Source organism: Pseudarthrobacter sulfonivorans (assembly GCF_031454915.1).
Taxonomy (GTDB): domain Bacteria; phylum Actinomycetota; class Actinomycetes; order Actinomycetales; family Micrococcaceae; genus Arthrobacter; species Arthrobacter sulfonivorans_C.
In genome coordinates this window covers 67,635-84,387 of record NZ_JAVDRS010000012.1, presented here as the reverse complement: position 1 = coordinate 84,387, position 16,753 = coordinate 67,635, and the positions used below count along the sequence as shown (strand labels likewise).

The window sequence follows — 16,753 nt, the reverse complement described above, 5'->3', positions numbered from 1 at the left end:
TTGTGTTGATGCGTGCTTGTGTTGATGCGTGCTTGTGTTGGTGCGTGCTGGTGTGCGGGTGGTTATTGCTGGAGCGCGGGGAGCTTCAGGATGGCGGTCACGGCCGCCCGGCCCGCCCGGTTGGCGCCGATGGTGGACGACGACGGACCGTAGCCCACCAGGTGCACGCGCGGCTCGGCCGCCACCTGGGTACCGTCCATGGCGATGCCGCCGCCGGGTCCCCGGAGATGCAGCGGCGCGAGGTGTTCAAGCTCGGCGCGGAAGCCGGTGGCCCAGAGGATGGCGTCCGCCCGGAGGTGGCTGCCGTCGGTGAGCCGGACGCCGTCGGGCTCCATGGCGGTGAACATGGGGCGCCGGTGCAGCGCCCCACGTTGTTCTGCCGCACGCAGGGCGGGCGTCCAGATGAGCCCGGTCACGGCCACAACGCTTTGCGGCGGCAGCCCTTGGCGCACCCGTTCTTCCACGAGGGCGACGGCGCGGTGCCCGGCCCGGGCGTCGAAGGTGGCATCGCGCCATTCCGGTTCGCGGCGGGTGAACCAACTGGTGGTGGTGACCTGCGAGATCTCGTCCAGCAGCCCGACGGCGGAAATGCCCCCGCCTACCACAATGACGTGCAGGCCGCGGAACTCCTCTGCGGAGACGTAGTCGGCCACATGCAGCTGCCGGCCCAGGAACGTGGAGCGGCCCGGATAGATGGGCCAGAACGGCCGGGTCCAGCTACCCGTGGCGTTGATGACCGCTTTCGCCAGCCACTCGCCGCGGTCGGAACCGACGCGGAGGTTTCCTGCCGGATCTGCATCCTCCCGGGCTACTGAGCTGACCTTGACCGGGCGCAGGACCTCAATACCGAGTTCCCGCTCGTAGCCGTCAAAGTACTTGCTCAGGAACTCTGAGCTGGGTTCTGTGGGGTCAACGTCTGGCTTGGCGATTCCGGGAAGGTCGCTGATGCCGTTCACCGTGGCCATCACCAGGCTCTTCCAGCGGTGCCGCCATGCACCGCCCGGGCCCTGCTCGGCGTCGAGGACTTTGAATTCGAGCCCCTTGCGCTGCAGGTGGTAGGCCGCCGAGAGCCCCGCCTGCCCCGCGCCGATGACCACAACGTCTGTGGCTCCGTGTTCCATCTCTGCTGGCCGGGTCCGCTAGACCTTCTTCACCACGGAGGATTTGAGCTGCATGGGTCCTACGCCGTCCACTTTGCAGTCGATATCGTGGTCCCCCACGCCGTCCATCAGCCTGATGCCACGCACTTTGGTGCCCACCTTGATGACGCCGGAGCTGCCCTTGATCTTCAGATCCTTGACCACCGTCACGGTGTCGCCGTCGGCGAGGACGTTGCCCACAGCATCCTTGATGACGCGTGGTCCTGCCTCTTCGGCTACAGCGGTCACCTCGTCCGCCCACTCGTGGCCGCACTCCGGGCACACCAGGAGCGCACCCATTCCATAGGTGTAGGCACTGGCACATTCAGGACACGGCGGCAGGGTCTCAGTCACTCCCCCATGATAATCGGGGCGCGGCACTGACAGGTGCGCGCCGTCGTCGTACTGTTGGGCCATACCTGAAGAAAGGCACCCACCATGACAACAGACAACGGGGCAGCATCGCTGCTGGCGAAAGCGCTGGGAATCGTCCTGGGGACAGCGGAGATTCCGCTCCGGCTCCGGGCGTGGGACGGTTCCGAGGCGGGTCCACCCGACGCACCGGTGCTCGAGTTCAGGTCCCGCCGGGCGCTGCGGCGCATCCTGTGGTCGCCTGGTCAGCTGGGGTTGAGCCGCGCATATGTTGCCGGGGACATCGATGCGCCAGGTGACATCTTCGAGGCCTTCACCGCCCTGAGTTCCGTAGGCAAATTCTCCGAACCCGGCCCCTTCCGGCCCCTGACGCCCCGCGAACTGGCCACCCTGCTCAGTACAGCCGTCCGGTTGGGAGCCGTGGGCCCCAACCCTGCGCCGCCTCCCGAAGAGGCAAAGGTCACTCGAAAGGGAGGGCTTCACACGCGCCGGCGGGATGCAGCGGCGATCTCACACCATTACGACGTCGGCAACGACTTCTACGCCCTCGTGCTGGGGGCATCGATGGTGTACTCGTGCGCGGTGTGGAGTGAAGGACCTTACGTGGATAACACCGGCCTCCCGGCCGGACTGGACGGGGCGCAGAAGGCCAAACTGGACCTGGTCTGCCGGAAGCTTGGCCTCAAACCCGGAATGAGGGTGCTGGACGTGGGCTGCGGCTGGGGCAGCCTTGCGTTGCATGCTGCTCAGCAGTACGGCGTCACCGTAGTGGGCGTAACCCTCTCCTCGGAGCAGGCTGTGCTGGCGCGCAAGCGGGCGGCCGATGCCGGCCTGACTGAAAACATCGATATCCGCGTGCAGGATTACCGGGACATCACCGACGGACCGTTCGATGCGATCAGCTCCATCGGCATGTCCGAGCACGTGGGCCGGGAACAGTCACCCCATTACGTGGACGTGCTGCACGGGCTGCTTCGTCCCGGCGGCCGGCTGCTCAACCACGCCATCTCCTGGAACGCCGGACGCACCAAGCCGGACCCGGACTCGTTCATTCCGCGGTACGTCTTCCCGGACGGCGAAATGCTCAGCCTCGGCGAGATGGTCACGGCGTTGGAAACCGGCGGGTTCGAGGTGCTGGACGTGGAGGCGCTGCGCCAGCACTACGCCCTGACCCTGCGGGCATGGGTGCGCCGGCTGGAGACGAACTGGGACGAAGCGGTCAGGCTCACCAGCCTCGGACGGGCGCGGGTGTGGCGGCTGTACATGGCCTCAAGCGCCGTCGGGTTTGAAACGGGCCTCACGGGAGTGAACCAGATCCTGGTGCAGCGTGCCGGCGGGGGCCAGCCGCCGCTGCGTCGGACAGACTGGATCTGAACCGCCCCCGCGGGCGGGCCGAAGTTCCCGGCAAAACGAAAAGAGCCACCCGGCCGGGTGGCTCTTCTTGTTGGACTTTCGTCCGGTTTGGTGGAGCTGAGGGGACTCGAACCCCTGACCCCCTGCATGCCATGCAGGTGCGCTACCAGCTGCGCCACAGCCCCAAACCGATGCCCCGCGGGCCTTTCGGGCCGCTCGAAGCAACCTGATTAGCTTAATAGAAATTCGCGCCCGGCGCCAATCGGGAGCTCCCTCCCGGTAATCCTGGGCCTGTTCGCGTATCCGGACCTTCAGGGGCGGGTTCCGCGGATAAGCCCAGGAGATTCCCGCGGGCTCCGTACACACGCGACGGCTGTCTTCGGCATGATGTGGAAAAGTCCCCGCCAAAGGGACTTATCCCCCGCGAACGACACGGGGATAAGACCATATGGGAGGATATGCGCACCGTCAGCGAGGGGAACTCCGACGGCAACAAAAAAGTCCGCCGGAATCTTTCGATTCCGGCGGACTGTCCGGTGGAGCTGAGGGGACTCGAACCCCTGACCCCCTGCATGCCATGCAGGTGCGCTACCAGCTGCGCCACAGCCCCGGACCTTCGTTACTCCGTGATCTCCGGAGCAACTCAAATATCTTAGACCAGCATTTCCGAAAATTCCAAATCCGGCATATTCGGGCCGGCGAGGTGGGCTATTCGGTTTCTGAAGCGGCCGACGCCTTGACTGAACTGTCCTCGCCGAGCTGCAGGTCGACGACGGGGCAGTCCTTCCACAGGCGCTCCAGGGCGTAGAAAACCCGGTCCTCTTCGTGCTGGACGTGAATGACGATGTCCGAGTAGTCCAGCAGCACCCAGCGGCCGCCGGAGCGGCCCTCGCGCCGAACCGGACGGAGGTCCTGCTTGGAAAGTTCTTCTTCGATGCCGTCCACGATGGCGTTGACCTGGCGTTCGCTGGGTGCGGACGCGATGAGGAAAACATCGGCCAGGGCGAGGCGTTCACTCACATCGAGGGCCACAATATCGTGGGCGATCTTGTCCGCAGCGGCCTTGGCGGCGTGGCGGGCTGTGGCGATGGATGAATCTGATGCAGTCACGGGACTCCTTGTAGTTTTCTAAAGCTTCGTAAAAGGGCGCGGCCAGTCAGCGGGAGATGCCGGTGGCGATAAGGATGACGCCGGAAATGAGGGCTACGATCCCGAAGACCAGGACAAGCACCTGCATGAGCCTGAGCCGCTTTGCGCGGGCCAGGCCTGCCGTCGCCGCATCCAGCGGCTCCAGGCCATGGGCGGACCGGGCCGGGATGCGGGGCAGGTCCTCGAAAAGATCGTCTGCCTCCCCCGCCGGAACAGCAGGAATGATTCGCTTCGGCTCGGTAGCGGCACGGGCAGCGGCTTCGGCCCGGGCGATGACCCGGGAACGGCCAGACGGGGCGCCGGACGCGGAGGCTGGCGCCTTGGACGCCGTGGTTGGACGGCGGCCCTTGCCGCCAGGCCGGACCTTGGCTCCCGGCTGGGTCTGGACTGGAACATACGACGTTGCCGGGGGCTTCATCACCGGACGGTCCACGCCGGGCACCTGGACAAATTCAAGCGGTGTCACCATGGCGAGGTTGTCGGCGGTGGCTGGCCCTGACTGACCGGCTGCTGGCTGAGCGGGCACGGCCTGCGTGGGTGCGCCTTGCGCCGGCGGGCCCTGCGGCGCGGTCTGCTCGGCCAGCTTCTGCTTGGCCATGGCCCGGCGGTTGAGTATTGCGGCCCGCTCTGCCAGCGCAATCTGCTCCGCGAGGATGTCGGGGTCCACTACCTCGGGGTCAAGCGAGGCTATATGCTCCATTTTGGCGAGCTGGTTCTTGGCCTGCGCGGCAATCAGAGTGCGGGCCGCGAGTGCCTGCTCCACGCTCATGCCATCCGGAACGCCCGTACCCTTGCGAGGTCCTGCGGGCTCCGGCTTGGCGCTGGGCGGCGCGCTGGCAGGGACCGGCAGCGGCTTACCCGTCGGGGCCGGCTTTCCAATCGGGGCGGGAAGCGGCTTTCCCATCGGGGCGGGAATGATGGGGTTGGCCGAGGTGACGGCCTGTTCCTTGAGCTGCTGGAGCCTCAACTGCCTTCGCGTGGGAGGGCCGCCGGCCGAGAGTTGGCCTTCCTTTTCCTCAAGTTCCTTGATGGTGCGCAGGGCCGCACGGTCGCGGGCGCGGATCTGGGAGGACCGCTGGGCCTGGGACTGTTCGGGGGCCGAATCCACCGGGGCATCGGCTGCGCGCCGTTGTTTTGAGGCAGGCAAAACCTGGCCCGGGCCTGTTGACCCGGTAGCCGTCTTCTCATCTCTGGCCTGCCGCAGTTCGCGGCGGCTGCGGACGGGGGGCTGTTCCTGACTCATTGAGAACTCATTCAGTACTGGCTGGCTCGTCTGTTTCGGTTGTTTGGACACGTTGGGGCTGTGTTCCCTCGGCGTACAGTCCATATTTAGCGATGTACTGCACCACACCGTCCGGCACGAGGTACCAGACGGGGTTGTTTCCGGCGACCCGGGCCCGGCAGTCCGTGGAGGAGATGGCCATGGCCGGCACCTCCAGCAGGCTGACGTCTTTCCGACCCATGCCGTCCAGCACGTGCCCGGGACGTGTTACACCGACAAAATGAGCCAGCGACCACAACTCGTCGATGTCTTTCCAGGACAGGATCTGCGCCAGGGCGTCCGCGCCGGTGATAAAGAACAGGTCAGCATCCGGACGCTGGGTCCGGAGATCGCGCAAGGTATCAATGGTATAGGTCCGACCAGGCCTGTCGATGTCCACCCGGCTTACGGTGAAGCGGGGGTTCGATGCCGTGGCGATCACCGTCATGAGGTAGCGGTGCTCAGGCTCACTGACCTGCTTGTGCGATTTCTGCCACGGCTGTCCGGTGGGGACAAACACCACTTCATCAAGGTCGAACTTGTCAGCCACTTCGCTTGCTGCCACCAGGTGGCCGTGGTGGATGGGATCGAACGTCCCACCCATCACGCCAAGCCGAAGCCGCCTTTGCGCACCGTCACGGTGCAGAACACGGGAAATGTCAGTGGCCTTGGCCGTGGTCGTGCTTGTTGGGGTGCTGGCGGTGCGGATCTGCGTGCTCCTCGGTCGCTGAGTGCCGGTTACCGAGGTTCGTGTGGGACAAGGTGACGAACATCATCACCAGCAGGAAGGCGAACATGACCACCCCGAACACCCACGGCTCGGCCCACAGCGGGGCAAGTTCGTGTTCTTCGCCTTCGGCAACTGTCATGGCGATCTGCTGGAGCAGCATTTTCTCCCCTAGGATTCTTCAGGATGTGGCAGCGGATCTTCCCGCCGTTCCGGACTTCTGTCTATGTTACCGCGAAGCTACCCGCGGACTTGGCCCTCGCCCTGCACGATCCACTTGGTGGTGGTGAGCTCGGTCAGGCCCATCGGGCCACGGGCATGCAGCTTCTGCGTGGAGATGCCGACTTCGGCACCCAGCCCCAGCTCGCCGCCGTCGGTAAACCGCGTCGACGCGTTGACGATCACGGCAGCCGAATCAATCTCGGCAATGAACCGCTCGGCGTTGGCGAGGTTGTTGGTGAGGATGGCTTCGGTGTGACCCGTGGACCACGTGCGGATGTGCTTGACGGCGTCGTCCAGGCTGTCCACCATGCCCACTGCCAGGTCGAGGTCCATGTATTCCGTTCCCCAGTCCTCGTCCGTTGCCGGCGTGGACTCGATGGAGGACGGCAGGGCGGCACGGATCCGCTCGTCGGTGTGCAGCCTGACGCCGGCCGCCCGAAGCGCGGCGGCCACGGCGGGCAGGACGGTGGAGCGTGAATGGACCAGGAGCGTCTCCACCGTGTTGCAGACGCTGGGCCGCTGGGTCTTGGCGTTCAGGAGGATCTCCACCGCCATTTCTTCGCTGGCGGATTCGTCGATGAAAATGTGCACGTTGCCCTCGCCGGTTTCGATCACAGGCACGGCGGCGTTCAAGACAACGGACTGGATCAGGTCACGGCCGCCCCGGGGAATCAGGACATCAACGCGGCCGCGGGCCCGCATCAGGGCGTTGGCGCCTTCACGGCCGTACTGGTCCACGGTCTGCACGGAGTCGGCAGGCAGGCCAACGCTCTCGAGGGCGTCGCGGAGCACGTGGACCAGGGCTTCATTCGTGGCTGCTGCGGCGGTGCCGCCACGGAGAATAACGGCGTTTCCGCTCTTGAGCGCGAGGCCGGCGATGTCCACAGTGACGTTGGGGCGGGCCTCGTAGATGGCAGCCACCACGCCCATGGGCACGTTGACCTGGCGCAGGCGGAGGCCATTGGGCAGGGTCTGGCCGCGCACCACGTTGCCTACGGGGTCGGGCAGGTTGGCGAGGTTCTCCAGGGCATCCACCAGCCCGGTAATACGGGCATCGGTCAGTGTCAGGCGGTCCAGCATGGCCGCGGACGTGCCGTTGGCCTTGCCGGCCGCGACGTCCTTGGCGTTGGCGGCCAGGATGAGGCTCTTGCGTTCCAGCAGGGCGGCGCCGATGGCGCGCAGGCCCCGGTCCTTCCAGGCGCGGTTGGCCTTCGACATCCGCCGGCCGGCGTGCTTGGAACGGTCGGCGATGGCGTGGACAGCGGCCTCGACGTCCTGCGGTGACAGCGGCACTGCCGTTTCCGGTGCAGTCATTTCCGGTGTTACCGGGGCAGCGGGAACTGCAGTGCTATCTCCGGAAGTCGCAGCAGTAGTGTGGGTCAGTGCCTCAGTCATGATCCAAGTTTAGGCGAGTTGCGGGTTCAGACCAGCACCAGGTCATCAACGTGAACAACTTCACGGTCGTAACCCCGGCCCAGGGCCTTGCCCAGTTCTTTGGTGGACCGGCCCAGCATCTGCGGCAGTTCCGCCGCGGAGTAGTTGACGAGCCCCCGCGCGATGACGGTGCCGTCCATGCTCACCATTTCGACGGCGTCGCCCGCCTCGAAATCGCCGTCGACGGCGGAGATGCCGGCCGGGAGCAGCGACGTGCGGCGGTGGCGCACAGCCTTGACGGCGCCGTCGTCGAGAATCAGCCGGCCGTGGACGGAGGCGAGGTGGGCAAGCCACAGCAGCCGCACGGGCTTGCGTGCACCGTTGACCGTGAACCAGGTGCCGACGTCTTCGCCGGAGAGAGCCGCAGCTGCGTTGGCAGTGGAGGTGACCAGGGCATGGATGCCGGAGCCGGCCGCGATGGTGGCAGCCTCCACCTTGGTGGTCATGCCGCCGGTACCCACACCGGCTTTGCCTGCCTTGCCGATGGTGACGCCGTCGAGGTCGTGCGGGCCTTCCACCAGGGGAATCCGCTTGGCACCGTGCGACGGCGGGCCATCGTAGAGGGAATCGACGTCGGAGAGCAGCACCAGCGCGTCGGCGCGGACCAGGTGTGCCACCAGGGCAGCCAGACGATCGTTGTCACCGAAACGGATTTCGTGGGTGGCCACGGTGTCGTTCTCGTTGACCACGGGCACCACCCCCAGGTTCAGGAGCCGGTCCAGCGCGCGGAAGGCATTGGTGTGCTGGCTGCGCCGCATCAGGTCATCGGCGGTGAGCAGCACTTGGCTGACAGTCACGCCGTGGGCGCCGAACGCCTGGGTGTACCGTGCCATCAGCAGGCCCTGACCCACACTGGCAGCGGCTTGCTGCGTGGCCAGGTCCCGGGGGCGCTTGGCCAGGCCGAGTGGGGCCAGGCCTGCCGCGATGGCGCCCGAGGACACCAGGATGATCTCGGTGCCGGCGTTGCGTTTGGCGGCCAGGGCATCGGCGAGGGCCGTCAGCGCTTCTTCGGAGATGCCGCCCTTGATGCTGGTGAGCGACGACGAACCGACCTTGACCACGATCCTGCGGGCATTCGCGAGCACGCTGCGGTCCGCGGTCCGCTGGTGCGGCACCGCGGTGGCGGCACTACTGGTCATCGTCTGCGCCCAGTCCACTCTCCTTGAGCGGCTTGGCGATCCGGCGGCTGCTGACCGATTCGGTCCAGATTCCGGCCTTGCGCTCTGCTTCGAGCTCGGCGCGGGCGGCGGCCTTGGCTTCCTTGCGTTCCTGCTGTTCGTCGCGCTTCTGGCCACGGGTGGGGCGGTCGCCAATATCCGCAAAGCGGACGTCGGTGCCGCGGGGCGCGGCGAGCAGTTCCGCACCGGCCATCATGGTGGGCTCCCAGTCGAAAACGACGCCGTCGTCCTCGCCGATCACCACGGTGTCGCCCGGCTTGGCGCCCTGCTTGAAGAGTTCGTTTTCCACGCCCAGCTTGGCGAGCCGGTCCGCGAGGTAGCCGATGGCTTCCTCGTTGGTGAAGTCGGTCTGCTTGACCCAGCGCACGGGCTTCTCGCCAAGGACGCGGAACAGCGGCTCCAGGTTCTTTTCTTCGCGGCGGATCTTGAAGCCGGACTCGTTGACGGCGCGCGGCCGCAGGACGGGCGGCTGGACCTTCGGAGGAGCGGCTGCCAGGGTGTCGCGGGCAGCCTGGACGATTTCCGCCATGGCAAAGCCAAGCTGGCGGAGCCCCTCGTGGCTGGTGGCCGAGATCTCGAAGACGCGGTATCCGCGTGATTCCAGTTCGGGGCGGACGAATTCGGCCATGTCCTTGCCGTCCGGCAGGTCAACCTTGTTCAGGGCGACGAGGCGCGGGCGGTGGTTCAGAGGAACCACTTCGCCGTCGGTGCCGGCGTAGCTCATGTCAACGGCGTACTTTTCCAGTTCCGCTTCGATGATGGCAAGGTCGGCGAGCGGGTCACGGTCTGATTCGAGCGTGCCGCAGTCCAGCACGTGCACCAATGCGGCACAGCGCTCCACGTGGCGCAGGAAGTGGTGGCCCAGGCCCTTGCCCTCGCTGGCGCCCTCGATGAGGCCGGGGACATCGGCGATGGTAAAGCGGATATCACCGGCCTGGACAACGCCCAGGTTGGGAATCAGGGTGGTGAAGGGGTAATCGGCAATCTTGGGCCGCGCAGCGGACATGGCCGCGATCAGGCTTGATTTGCCGGCAGAGGGGAAACCCACCAGCGCAATGTCTGCAATGGATTTCAGTTCCAGCACGATGTCGCTGGACTCGCCCTCGATGCCCAGGAGCGCAAAGCCCGGGGCGCGGCGCTTCTGGGAGGACAGCGAGGCGTTGCCCAGACCGCCCTGGCCGCCGGCGGCTGCAACGTATTCGGCGCCTTCGCCTACGAGGTCGGCGAGGACGGTGCCGTCCTTGGCCTTGACCACGGTGCCGTCCGGGACAGGAAGTATCAGGGTTTCGCCGCTCTTGCCGCCGCGCCAGTCCCCCATGCCGGGCCCGCCGTTGGTGGCGTGCCGGTGCGGGGCGTGGTGGTAATCCAGCAGGGTGGTGGTCTGGTGGTCAACGCGGAGGATGACGTTGCCGCCGTCGCCGCCGTTGCCGCCGTCGGGACCGCCGAGAGGCTTGAACTTCTCCCGGTGGACGGAGACACAGCCGTGGCCGCCGGTACCGCCGGATACGTGCAGTACTACCCGGTCTACAAAGCTCGCCACGTGGATCTCCTCAGTGCTGTTTCCTGGCCGCCCATAGGCACCAAGATGATTGTAATGCGGTTAAAAGAACAGTGGAGCGGACCAAATGGCCCGCTCCACCGCTTCAGAACTGTTTGTTACTCTGCAGCTGCAGCAGCAACGATGTTGACGACGCGGCGACCGCGGCGGGTGCCGAATTCGACAGCTCCCGGGGTCAGTGCGAACAGGGTGTCGTCGCCGCCACGGCCAACGCCGGCGCCCGGGTGGAAGTGGGTGCCACGCTGGCGAACGATGATCTCGCCTGCGGAAACTACCTGGCCGCCGAAGCGCTTGACGCCGAGGTACTGGGCGTTGGAGTCACGACCGTTGCGAGTGGAACTCGCGCCTTTTTTATGTGCCATTTGAAATGCCTGCCTCTAAATTCTGGGGAATCTGCTGAAAACCTGAACAGTAACCGGTGGTTACTTGATACCAGTGATCTTGACCTTGGTCAGTTCCTGACGGTGACCCTGGCGCTTCTTATAACCGGTCTTGTTCTTGAACTTCTGGATGACGATCTTCGGACCACGGAGGTCATCGAGGATCTCAGCCGTAACAGTTACCTTGGCCAGGTCCGCAGCGGCGGAGGTGACCTTGTCACCGTCTACCAGGAGCAGTGCGGGCAGCTGAATGGTGCTGCCGGCTCCACCGGGGACGCGGTTCATGGTAACGAAGTCTCCAACGGAAACCTTCTCTTGGCGGCCGCCTGCGCGGACAATCGCGTACACCACTTGGGAACTCACTTCTCTCGACGTTTATTACTAGATTTGCGTGCGGAACCTGGGCCATTAATTGACTGGGTTTTCGCTGTGCCTCAACGCCGTGGGGTCGTAACCCAAGTGTTGGCGTAAGCACCGAAGATCTAGAATACGCTAATTTTGCCTTCGGCCGCAAATGAGGCTGGTTACAGCCGGTTGTCTGTGATAGGCCCCACTAGTGGGAACAGTACTGACAATCCGGAACCGTGCCCGACTATCGTACCGGCTTCTGGGCCTTCGGCCGGTCAGGCGTGAAGTCGCGGCGCGTCGAAGAACTCCACTTCGAAACGGCTCGAATGTTTGAACGCCTCAACCATCGCCTCCCGCTCATCCCCGGAGGCCTTCCGTGCTGCGTCATCAACCATGGCGATCGCTTCGCGGGTGGCCTGTGCAAAGTCCTCGTCTGCGTAGGTCCGCAGCCACCCGGCATAAGGGTGCGCCGCCGGGGCGCCGGCCTCAAGGAACTGGGCGTGAAGCGTCTTGCCCACCTCGGCGTACAACCAGAAGCACGGCAGGAGGGCCGCTACCAGCACTCCATAGCTGCCGGAGGCTGAGGCTGCCAGCAGATGGTCCACGTAGGACTTGGTGACCGGACCCAGGACGTGCTCCACGCTGCGCGTGCTGAGCCAGTTGCGGTGCAGCTCCGACTCGACCTCCAGGCACTGCTGGGCTGACCGGGCCCAGAACAGCTGCGCGGCTTCTGTCGGCGCCAGCGCACTGGCGCGGGCAAGCACCCGTGAATACCCGTTGAGGTAGATGGCGTCCTGGGCGAGATAGTAGGCGAACTGATGCTCCGCCAGCGTGCCGGCTGCCAGGTCGCGGATGAATTCCAACCCGTAGATGGCCTCCAGGTCCGGGGCAGTTGCCTGGCGCAGCGCCGCAGCGAACTCCCCGGCAGCGAGGGGCTGCTGCAGGTGGTGGAAGTGGTTGATGGGGCCGTTGCCTGCCCCGACCTCCAGCTGGCTGGAAGCCTGCAGCGCGCCGGTGAGCCATGGCTTCACCTGCCGCAGCGAGGCTTCCCAGTCCCCCAGCCGGGCCTGTGCCGTAGCCATGCCAGAAGATAGCGAGCAGCCGGTGCCATGGCTGTTGCGGGTGGGGATCCTGTCTCCGGCCACTTCCACCACCGGCCGGGAGAGCAGTCCGCCGGCGTTGACCAGGGCGTCCGGGCAGGCATCGCCGCCGAGATGGCCGCCCTTGACCAGGATGGTGGCGCCGGTGGCCGCGGCCAACCGCTTCCCCTGCTCCAGCGCATCTGCCCAGTCCTGTGCCTGCGGCTCCCCCACCAGGATGGCAAGCTCCGCGAGGTTGGGCGTGATCAGGTCCGCGAGCGGCAGCAGGGCCAGCAGGGCCGCCTCCGCCGATTCCCTCAGCAGCCGGTCCCCGCTCGTGGCCACCATCACCGGATCAAGGACCACGACGGCGGGACGCACCTTTTCCAGCCAGCTGCGGACCACGTGGATCACCTCCGCGTTGCCCAGCATGCCAATCTTGACGGCGTCGATGGTGATGTCGTCACTGATGGCATCAAGCTGCTGGCCCAGGAAGGCGGCAGGCGGTACGTGGACGGCCTGGACGCCGAGGGTGTTCTGTGCCGTCAGGGCCGTAATGGCTGCCATGCCGTATCCGCCCAGGGCGGCAATGCTTTTAAGGTCGGCCTGGATGCCGGCGCCACCGGACGGATCCGAGCCGGCAATGGACAGCACCCGCGGGGTATCACACCGGGCGTCCACTGGAGTGGCTGGTCCGCGAGCCGGGCGGGCAACCGGGGCCGCTGGCATTTCGGCGGTTGCGGGTGTTGCGGGAGGAAGGACAGAGGTCGAAGCCAAAAGAGACATCCCTTCGCCGGTGCTAACCGGACAGGTTCAACGGGTCTGGATCTCAGCCGGCTCTTTGCGCGGCACCCCGTGTCGGTAACCCCACCCTAGCGTTTCCCCGGTGCCGGCGCCTCAGATGAAGCCGGAACGCAGAATGCCCGGACGCGCCCCTGGTGAAGGGCGTGTCCGGGCATTCTGATCGATGTCCGCGCGGAGGATTAGAGCTCTGAGGCAGGAACCCCTACGCCCAGGATGATCGGTGCGCTGGTCTCTGCCGGTTTGGCAGCCGCCGGAGCGTTGGCGGGCTCCGGCGCCTTGGCGGCATGGGTATGTCCCGCTGAGGCTACCGGGACGGCTTCGTGATGCTCCACAGTAGTGGCGTTGGCTGCACCCTGGGCACGGCTGGCACTGCGGTTCCGCCGCGGGCGGCGGGCACGGGGCTCCTCGGTGTGATCGGAGTAGTCCTTCTCCACCGCGGCAGGAGCCTGCCGGGCAGGAACTGCAGCCGGCTGGTTTGCCGCCTGCAGGCTCTCCGCCTGCTTGACCTCCGCCTGCCTGACCTCCGCCTGCTTGGCTTCGGCGGGCTGGCTTTCGGCCGGCTTGCTTTCGGCTACAGGGGCCGGCTCGCCGAGCTTGGCGAAGGCCTCCGCGAGGCGGTCAAGGGTCAGCGCAGGGGCCTGTGGCTGATCCTCGTGGTGCTCCACGAACGGCAGCACTACCTGCTCGCCGCCGAAGGTCAGCACCGCTGCCGGGCGGCCGGTGGTGTCAGTCTCGGACCGCTCTGCCGGTGCAGGAGCCGGGGACTGCGCGCCGGAAGCCCTGCCCGCGGCTGCGGCCTGGGCCACTTCGTCGTCGTGCAGGTGCGCTGCGTGGGCGGCGGCTGCAATGTTAGCAAGCGCTGCCCGCGTGGCCTCCGCTTTGGCGTGGCGCTCGGCGTCGCTGGGATCCGGGTGGACCGTGTGGATCTGCACCGGAGCTGCCGGTGCCATCTCCAGGGGCTGGCCCCCGCGGCCGCGCCGGCGCTTCCGGTCGGTCCGGCCGCCCTGCTGGGCGTCCGGGCGCTGGGTGTCGCTGCGCTGGCTGTCCGCGCGCTGGGTGTCCGGGCGGCTGTCCGCACGCTGCACGTGGTGCTCGGCGGCGACGGTGTTGGCGCGGCGGTGCTCCACGGGATCGTCATGGGTGACGATGCCGCGGCCTGCGCAGGTTTCGCACTGCTCGCCGAAGACCTCCAGGAGCCCGGTGCCCATGCGCTTGCGCGTCATCTGGACCAGACCCAGCGACGTCACTTCGGCCACCTGGTGCTTGGTGCGGTCACGGCCCAGGCATTCCACCATGCGGCGGAGCACCAGGTCGCGGTTGGACTCAAGGACCATGTCGATGAAGTCGATGACAATGATGCCGCCGATGTCGCGGAGCCGGAGCTGCCGGACCACTTCTTCGGCCGCTTCGAGGTTGTTCTTGGTGACGGTCTCCTCGAGGTTGCCGCCGCTGCCGGTGAACTTGCCGGTATTGACGTCCACCACCGTCATGGCTTCGGTGCGGTCAATGACCAGTGAGCCGCCGGAGGGCAGGAAGACTTTACGTTCCAGGGCCTTGTGGATCTGCTCGTCGATCCGCCAGGCGGCAAAGATGTCCTGGTCCTTGGTCCACTTTTCCAGGCGGCCCACCAGATCGGGGGCAACGTAGGTGACGTAGGCCTCGATGGTGTCCCAGGCCTCTTCACCGGAAACGATCAGCTTGGAGAAGTCCTCGTTGAAGACGTCGCGGACCACCTTGATGGTGAGGTCCGGTTCGCCGTAGAGCAGTTCCGGGGCCAGGACCTTGGTGGAGGTGGACTGGCTTTCGATACCCTCCCACTGCGCCCGCAGCCGGTTGATGTCGTGCGTGAGCTCCTCTTCCGAGGCGCCTTCGGCCGCGGTACGGACAATCACCCCGGCGTGCTCGGGCAGGCGGTCCTTGAGGATCCGCTTGAGGCGGTTGCGTTCGACGTCGGGCAGCTTGCGGGAGATGCCGGTCATGGAGCCGCCGGGCACGTAGACGAGGTAACGGCCCGGGAGGGAAATCTGGCTGGTCAGGCGTGCACCCTTGTGGCCCACGGGATCCTTCGTGACCTGGACCAGGACGGTGTCTCCGGACTTCAGCGCGTTTTCGATCCGGCGCTGCTTGCCTTCGAGGTTGACGGACTCCCAGTTCACTTCACCGGCGTACAGCACGGCGTTGCGGCCGCGTCCGATGTCAACGAACGCCGCTTCCATGGAGGGCAGGACGTTCTGCACCTTGCCGAGGTAAACGTTGCCGATCAGGGAGTCCTGCTGGGTCTTGGAGACAAAGTGCTCAGCCAGGACGCCGTCTTCCAGGACGCCGATCTGGATTCTGTCGTCGCGCTGGCGGACGATCATCTGCCGGTCCACCGATTCACGGCGGGCAAGGAACTCTGCTTCGGTGATGACAGTGCGGCGGCGGCCGGTGTCGCGGGATTCGCGGCGGCGCTGCTTCTTGGCTTCGAGCCTGGTGGAGCCCTTGACGCTGGTCACCCGGTTGTTGACCGGCGCTTCGGCGACCGCGCGCGGAGCGCGGACACGGGTGACCGTGTTGGGCGGATCGTCGCCCTCTCCACCGGTCAGTTCGAGGTCCTGGTCGCCACGGCGGCGGCGGCGGCGGCGGCGGGACGTCACCCCTTCGTCAGCCTGGCCGCTGGTCTCTTCCTCGTCCTCGCCACCGTCCTGGTCGGCGTCGGAACCCTCGGTCTCGTCAGCTTCGCCATCGCCGGTGCGGGTGCGCCCGCGGCGGCCACGGCTTCGGCGCCGGCGGCGGCTGTTGGCGTCGTCCGCTTCGCCCTCTTCTGCGTCGTCCTCTGCCGGCTCTTCCACAGCGGCGGCGGCAACGGGCCGGACAACCGTGGTGAGGTCCGGGGCCTGGAAGAGCACCGACGTTGCCGAGCCCGGTTCCAGGAACAGTGAACCGAACGGGCTGGCGGGCGCGGCGGCCGGCTCTTCAGCCGGACCGGCCTGTGCCGGAGTTTCTGCGGCAGCAGCAGGGGCTGCTGTTGGTGCGGGAGCTGCTGCGGTGGTTGCTGCGGGCGCGGTGGCTTCCGGCAACGCCGGGGCCTGCGTCACTGTGCCTTCGACGGCGGCCTTTTCCTCCGGCGCGGCGGCAGCGGGGGGCGCTGCAACGTCCGGCGCTGAGGTCTTCCGGGTGGCAACGCGACGGCGGCGGACGGGCTTTGCGTCAGCTTCAACCTCCGCGGCCGGGGCTTCAGCTGAAGGCTCCGCGGCAGCAGGTGCTTCGGTGGCCTCGACGGCGAATGCGGGCAGCGGTTCCGCGGCCTCTGGCTTCTTGCGGGCGCGGGTCCGCCGGACGGGGGCCTTGGCTTCCGGTGCGGTCTCGACCACGGCAACTGCCTCAAGCACCGCAGCAGTTTCAGCGTCAGGCTGAGCCTCGGCGCCGGTGGGTGCTCCTACTTCGGCAGCCTTCGGAGCTGCCTTACGCCGGGTCCTGGTGACCTTCTTGGGCGCCTCGGCGGCTTCCGGAGCCGCTTCTTCAGCATTAACGGCTGGCACTTGTTCATTTTCCATATGTGGCAACACTCCTGCCCCTGACGTACCGCCACATCCGGCACCCATTGGGGCACATATTGTCAAAACCCGCAGGCGTTGACAGAAGTCAAGTGGATACTCCCAGGTTCGCACCGGCATTGGGGTGCGGCAGCCCGTGGGAGCCGTCGGCTGTGTCCTGAAACCCGTTGTTCTACACGCCACAACCAGGTGCCGACCAATGGAATTGCGGGA

The 16,753-nt window shown here is 66.4% G+C and carries 14 protein-coding genes, 2 tRNA genes and 1 riboswitch; of the genes, 1 reads left to right on the top strand and 15 read right to left on the bottom strand.

From position 1 onward, the window contains the following. Positions 1-62: 62 nt before the first annotated feature. A complete protein-coding gene (locus tag J2808_RS20830; RefSeq protein ID WP_309820505.1) occupies positions 63-1,121 on the bottom strand; it encodes an FAD-dependent oxidoreductase in 1,059 nt (352 codons plus the stop codon). Between the two features lie 18 nt (positions 1,122-1,139). After that, positions 1,140-1,493, bottom strand: coding sequence for a zinc ribbon domain-containing protein YjdM (locus tag J2808_RS20825; RefSeq protein WP_309820503.1), 354 nt, complete (start codon positions 1,491-1,493; stop codon positions 1,140-1,142). An 84-nt stretch (positions 1,494-1,577) separates the two neighbouring features. Here J2808_RS20825 and J2808_RS20820 point away from each other — a divergent pair, with 84 nt between their 5' ends. Then, positions 1,578-2,885, top strand: coding sequence for a cyclopropane-fatty-acyl-phospholipid synthase family protein (locus tag J2808_RS20820; RefSeq protein WP_309820501.1), 1,308 nt, complete (start codon positions 1,578-1,580; stop codon positions 2,883-2,885). A gap of 88 nt (positions 2,886-2,973) precedes the next feature. Here J2808_RS20820 and J2808_RS20815 read toward each other — a convergent pair. From J2808_RS20815 to J2808_RS20755, 13 genes are all read right to left on the bottom strand, one after another. Beyond that, positions 2,974-3,049, bottom strand: a tRNA-Ala gene (locus J2808_RS20815). A gap of 352 nt (positions 3,050-3,401) precedes the next feature. Further along, positions 3,402-3,474, bottom strand: a tRNA-Ala gene (locus tag J2808_RS20810). Between the two features lie 98 nt (positions 3,475-3,572). Next, complete coding sequence (gene rsfS, locus J2808_RS20805) at positions 3,573-3,974, bottom strand: ribosome silencing factor (RefSeq protein WP_309820499.1); 402 nt, start codon at positions 3,972-3,974, stop codon at positions 3,573-3,575. A gap of 46 nt (positions 3,975-4,020) precedes the next feature. Further along, on the bottom strand, positions 4,021-5,256 hold the full coding sequence (locus tag J2808_RS20800) for a hypothetical protein (protein ID WP_309820498.1): 1,236 nt from the start codon (positions 5,254-5,256) through the stop codon (positions 4,021-4,023). Positions 5,257-5,263: 7 nt separating this feature from the next. Then, complete coding sequence (gene nadD / locus J2808_RS20795; protein ID WP_397428099.1) at positions 5,264-5,932, bottom strand: nicotinate-nucleotide adenylyltransferase; 669 nt, start codon at positions 5,930-5,932, stop codon at positions 5,264-5,266. Position 5,933: 1 nt separating this feature from the next. Continuing rightward, entirely contained in the window at positions 5,934-6,164 is a 231-nt protein-coding gene (locus J2808_RS20790) for a hypothetical protein (RefSeq protein WP_309820496.1), read from the bottom strand. A gap of 77 nt (positions 6,165-6,241) precedes the next feature. Continuing rightward, complete coding sequence (locus J2808_RS20785) at positions 6,242-7,618, bottom strand: glutamate-5-semialdehyde dehydrogenase (RefSeq protein ID WP_309820494.1); 1,377 nt, start codon at positions 7,616-7,618, stop codon at positions 6,242-6,244. 26 nt (positions 7,619-7,644) lie between these two features. Continuing rightward, positions 7,645-8,796, bottom strand: coding sequence for a glutamate 5-kinase (proB, locus tag J2808_RS20780; protein ID WP_309820493.1), 1,152 nt, complete (start codon positions 8,794-8,796; stop codon positions 7,645-7,647). Continuing rightward, complete coding sequence (gene obgE / locus J2808_RS20775) at positions 8,786-10,375, bottom strand: GTPase ObgE (RefSeq protein WP_309820491.1); 1,590 nt, start codon at positions 10,373-10,375, stop codon at positions 8,786-8,788. Before obgE ends, proB begins: the two co-directional genes overlap by 11 nt. 116 nt (positions 10,376-10,491) lie before the next feature. Beyond that, a complete protein-coding gene (gene rpmA / locus J2808_RS20770; protein WP_009372867.1) occupies positions 10,492-10,755 on the bottom strand; it encodes a 50S ribosomal protein L27 in 264 nt (87 codons plus the stop codon). Positions 10,756-10,815: 60 nt separating this feature from the next. Continuing rightward, positions 10,816-11,124 (bottom strand): 50S ribosomal protein L21, encoded by a 309-nt coding sequence (gene rplU / locus J2808_RS20765; RefSeq protein WP_164206145.1) that lies wholly within the window; start codon positions 11,122-11,124, stop codon positions 10,816-10,818. A gap of 272 nt (positions 11,125-11,396) precedes the next feature. Then, positions 11,397-12,929 carry a bifunctional hydroxymethylpyrimidine kinase/phosphomethylpyrimidine kinase gene (gene thiD, locus J2808_RS20760; protein WP_397428098.1) on the bottom strand — a complete coding sequence of 511 codons (1,533 nt, stop codon included), beginning with the start codon at positions 12,927-12,929 and terminating at the stop codon, positions 11,397-11,399. Between the two features lie 39 nt (positions 12,930-12,968). After that, positions 12,969-13,066, bottom strand: a riboswitch (TPP riboswitch). A gap of 117 nt (positions 13,067-13,183) precedes the next feature. Then, positions 13,184-16,540, bottom strand: a complete 3,357-nt coding sequence (locus tag J2808_RS20755; RefSeq protein ID WP_309820437.1) for an Rne/Rng family ribonuclease — start codon at positions 16,538-16,540, stop codon at positions 13,184-13,186. Positions 16,541-16,753 lie beyond the last annotated feature (213 nt).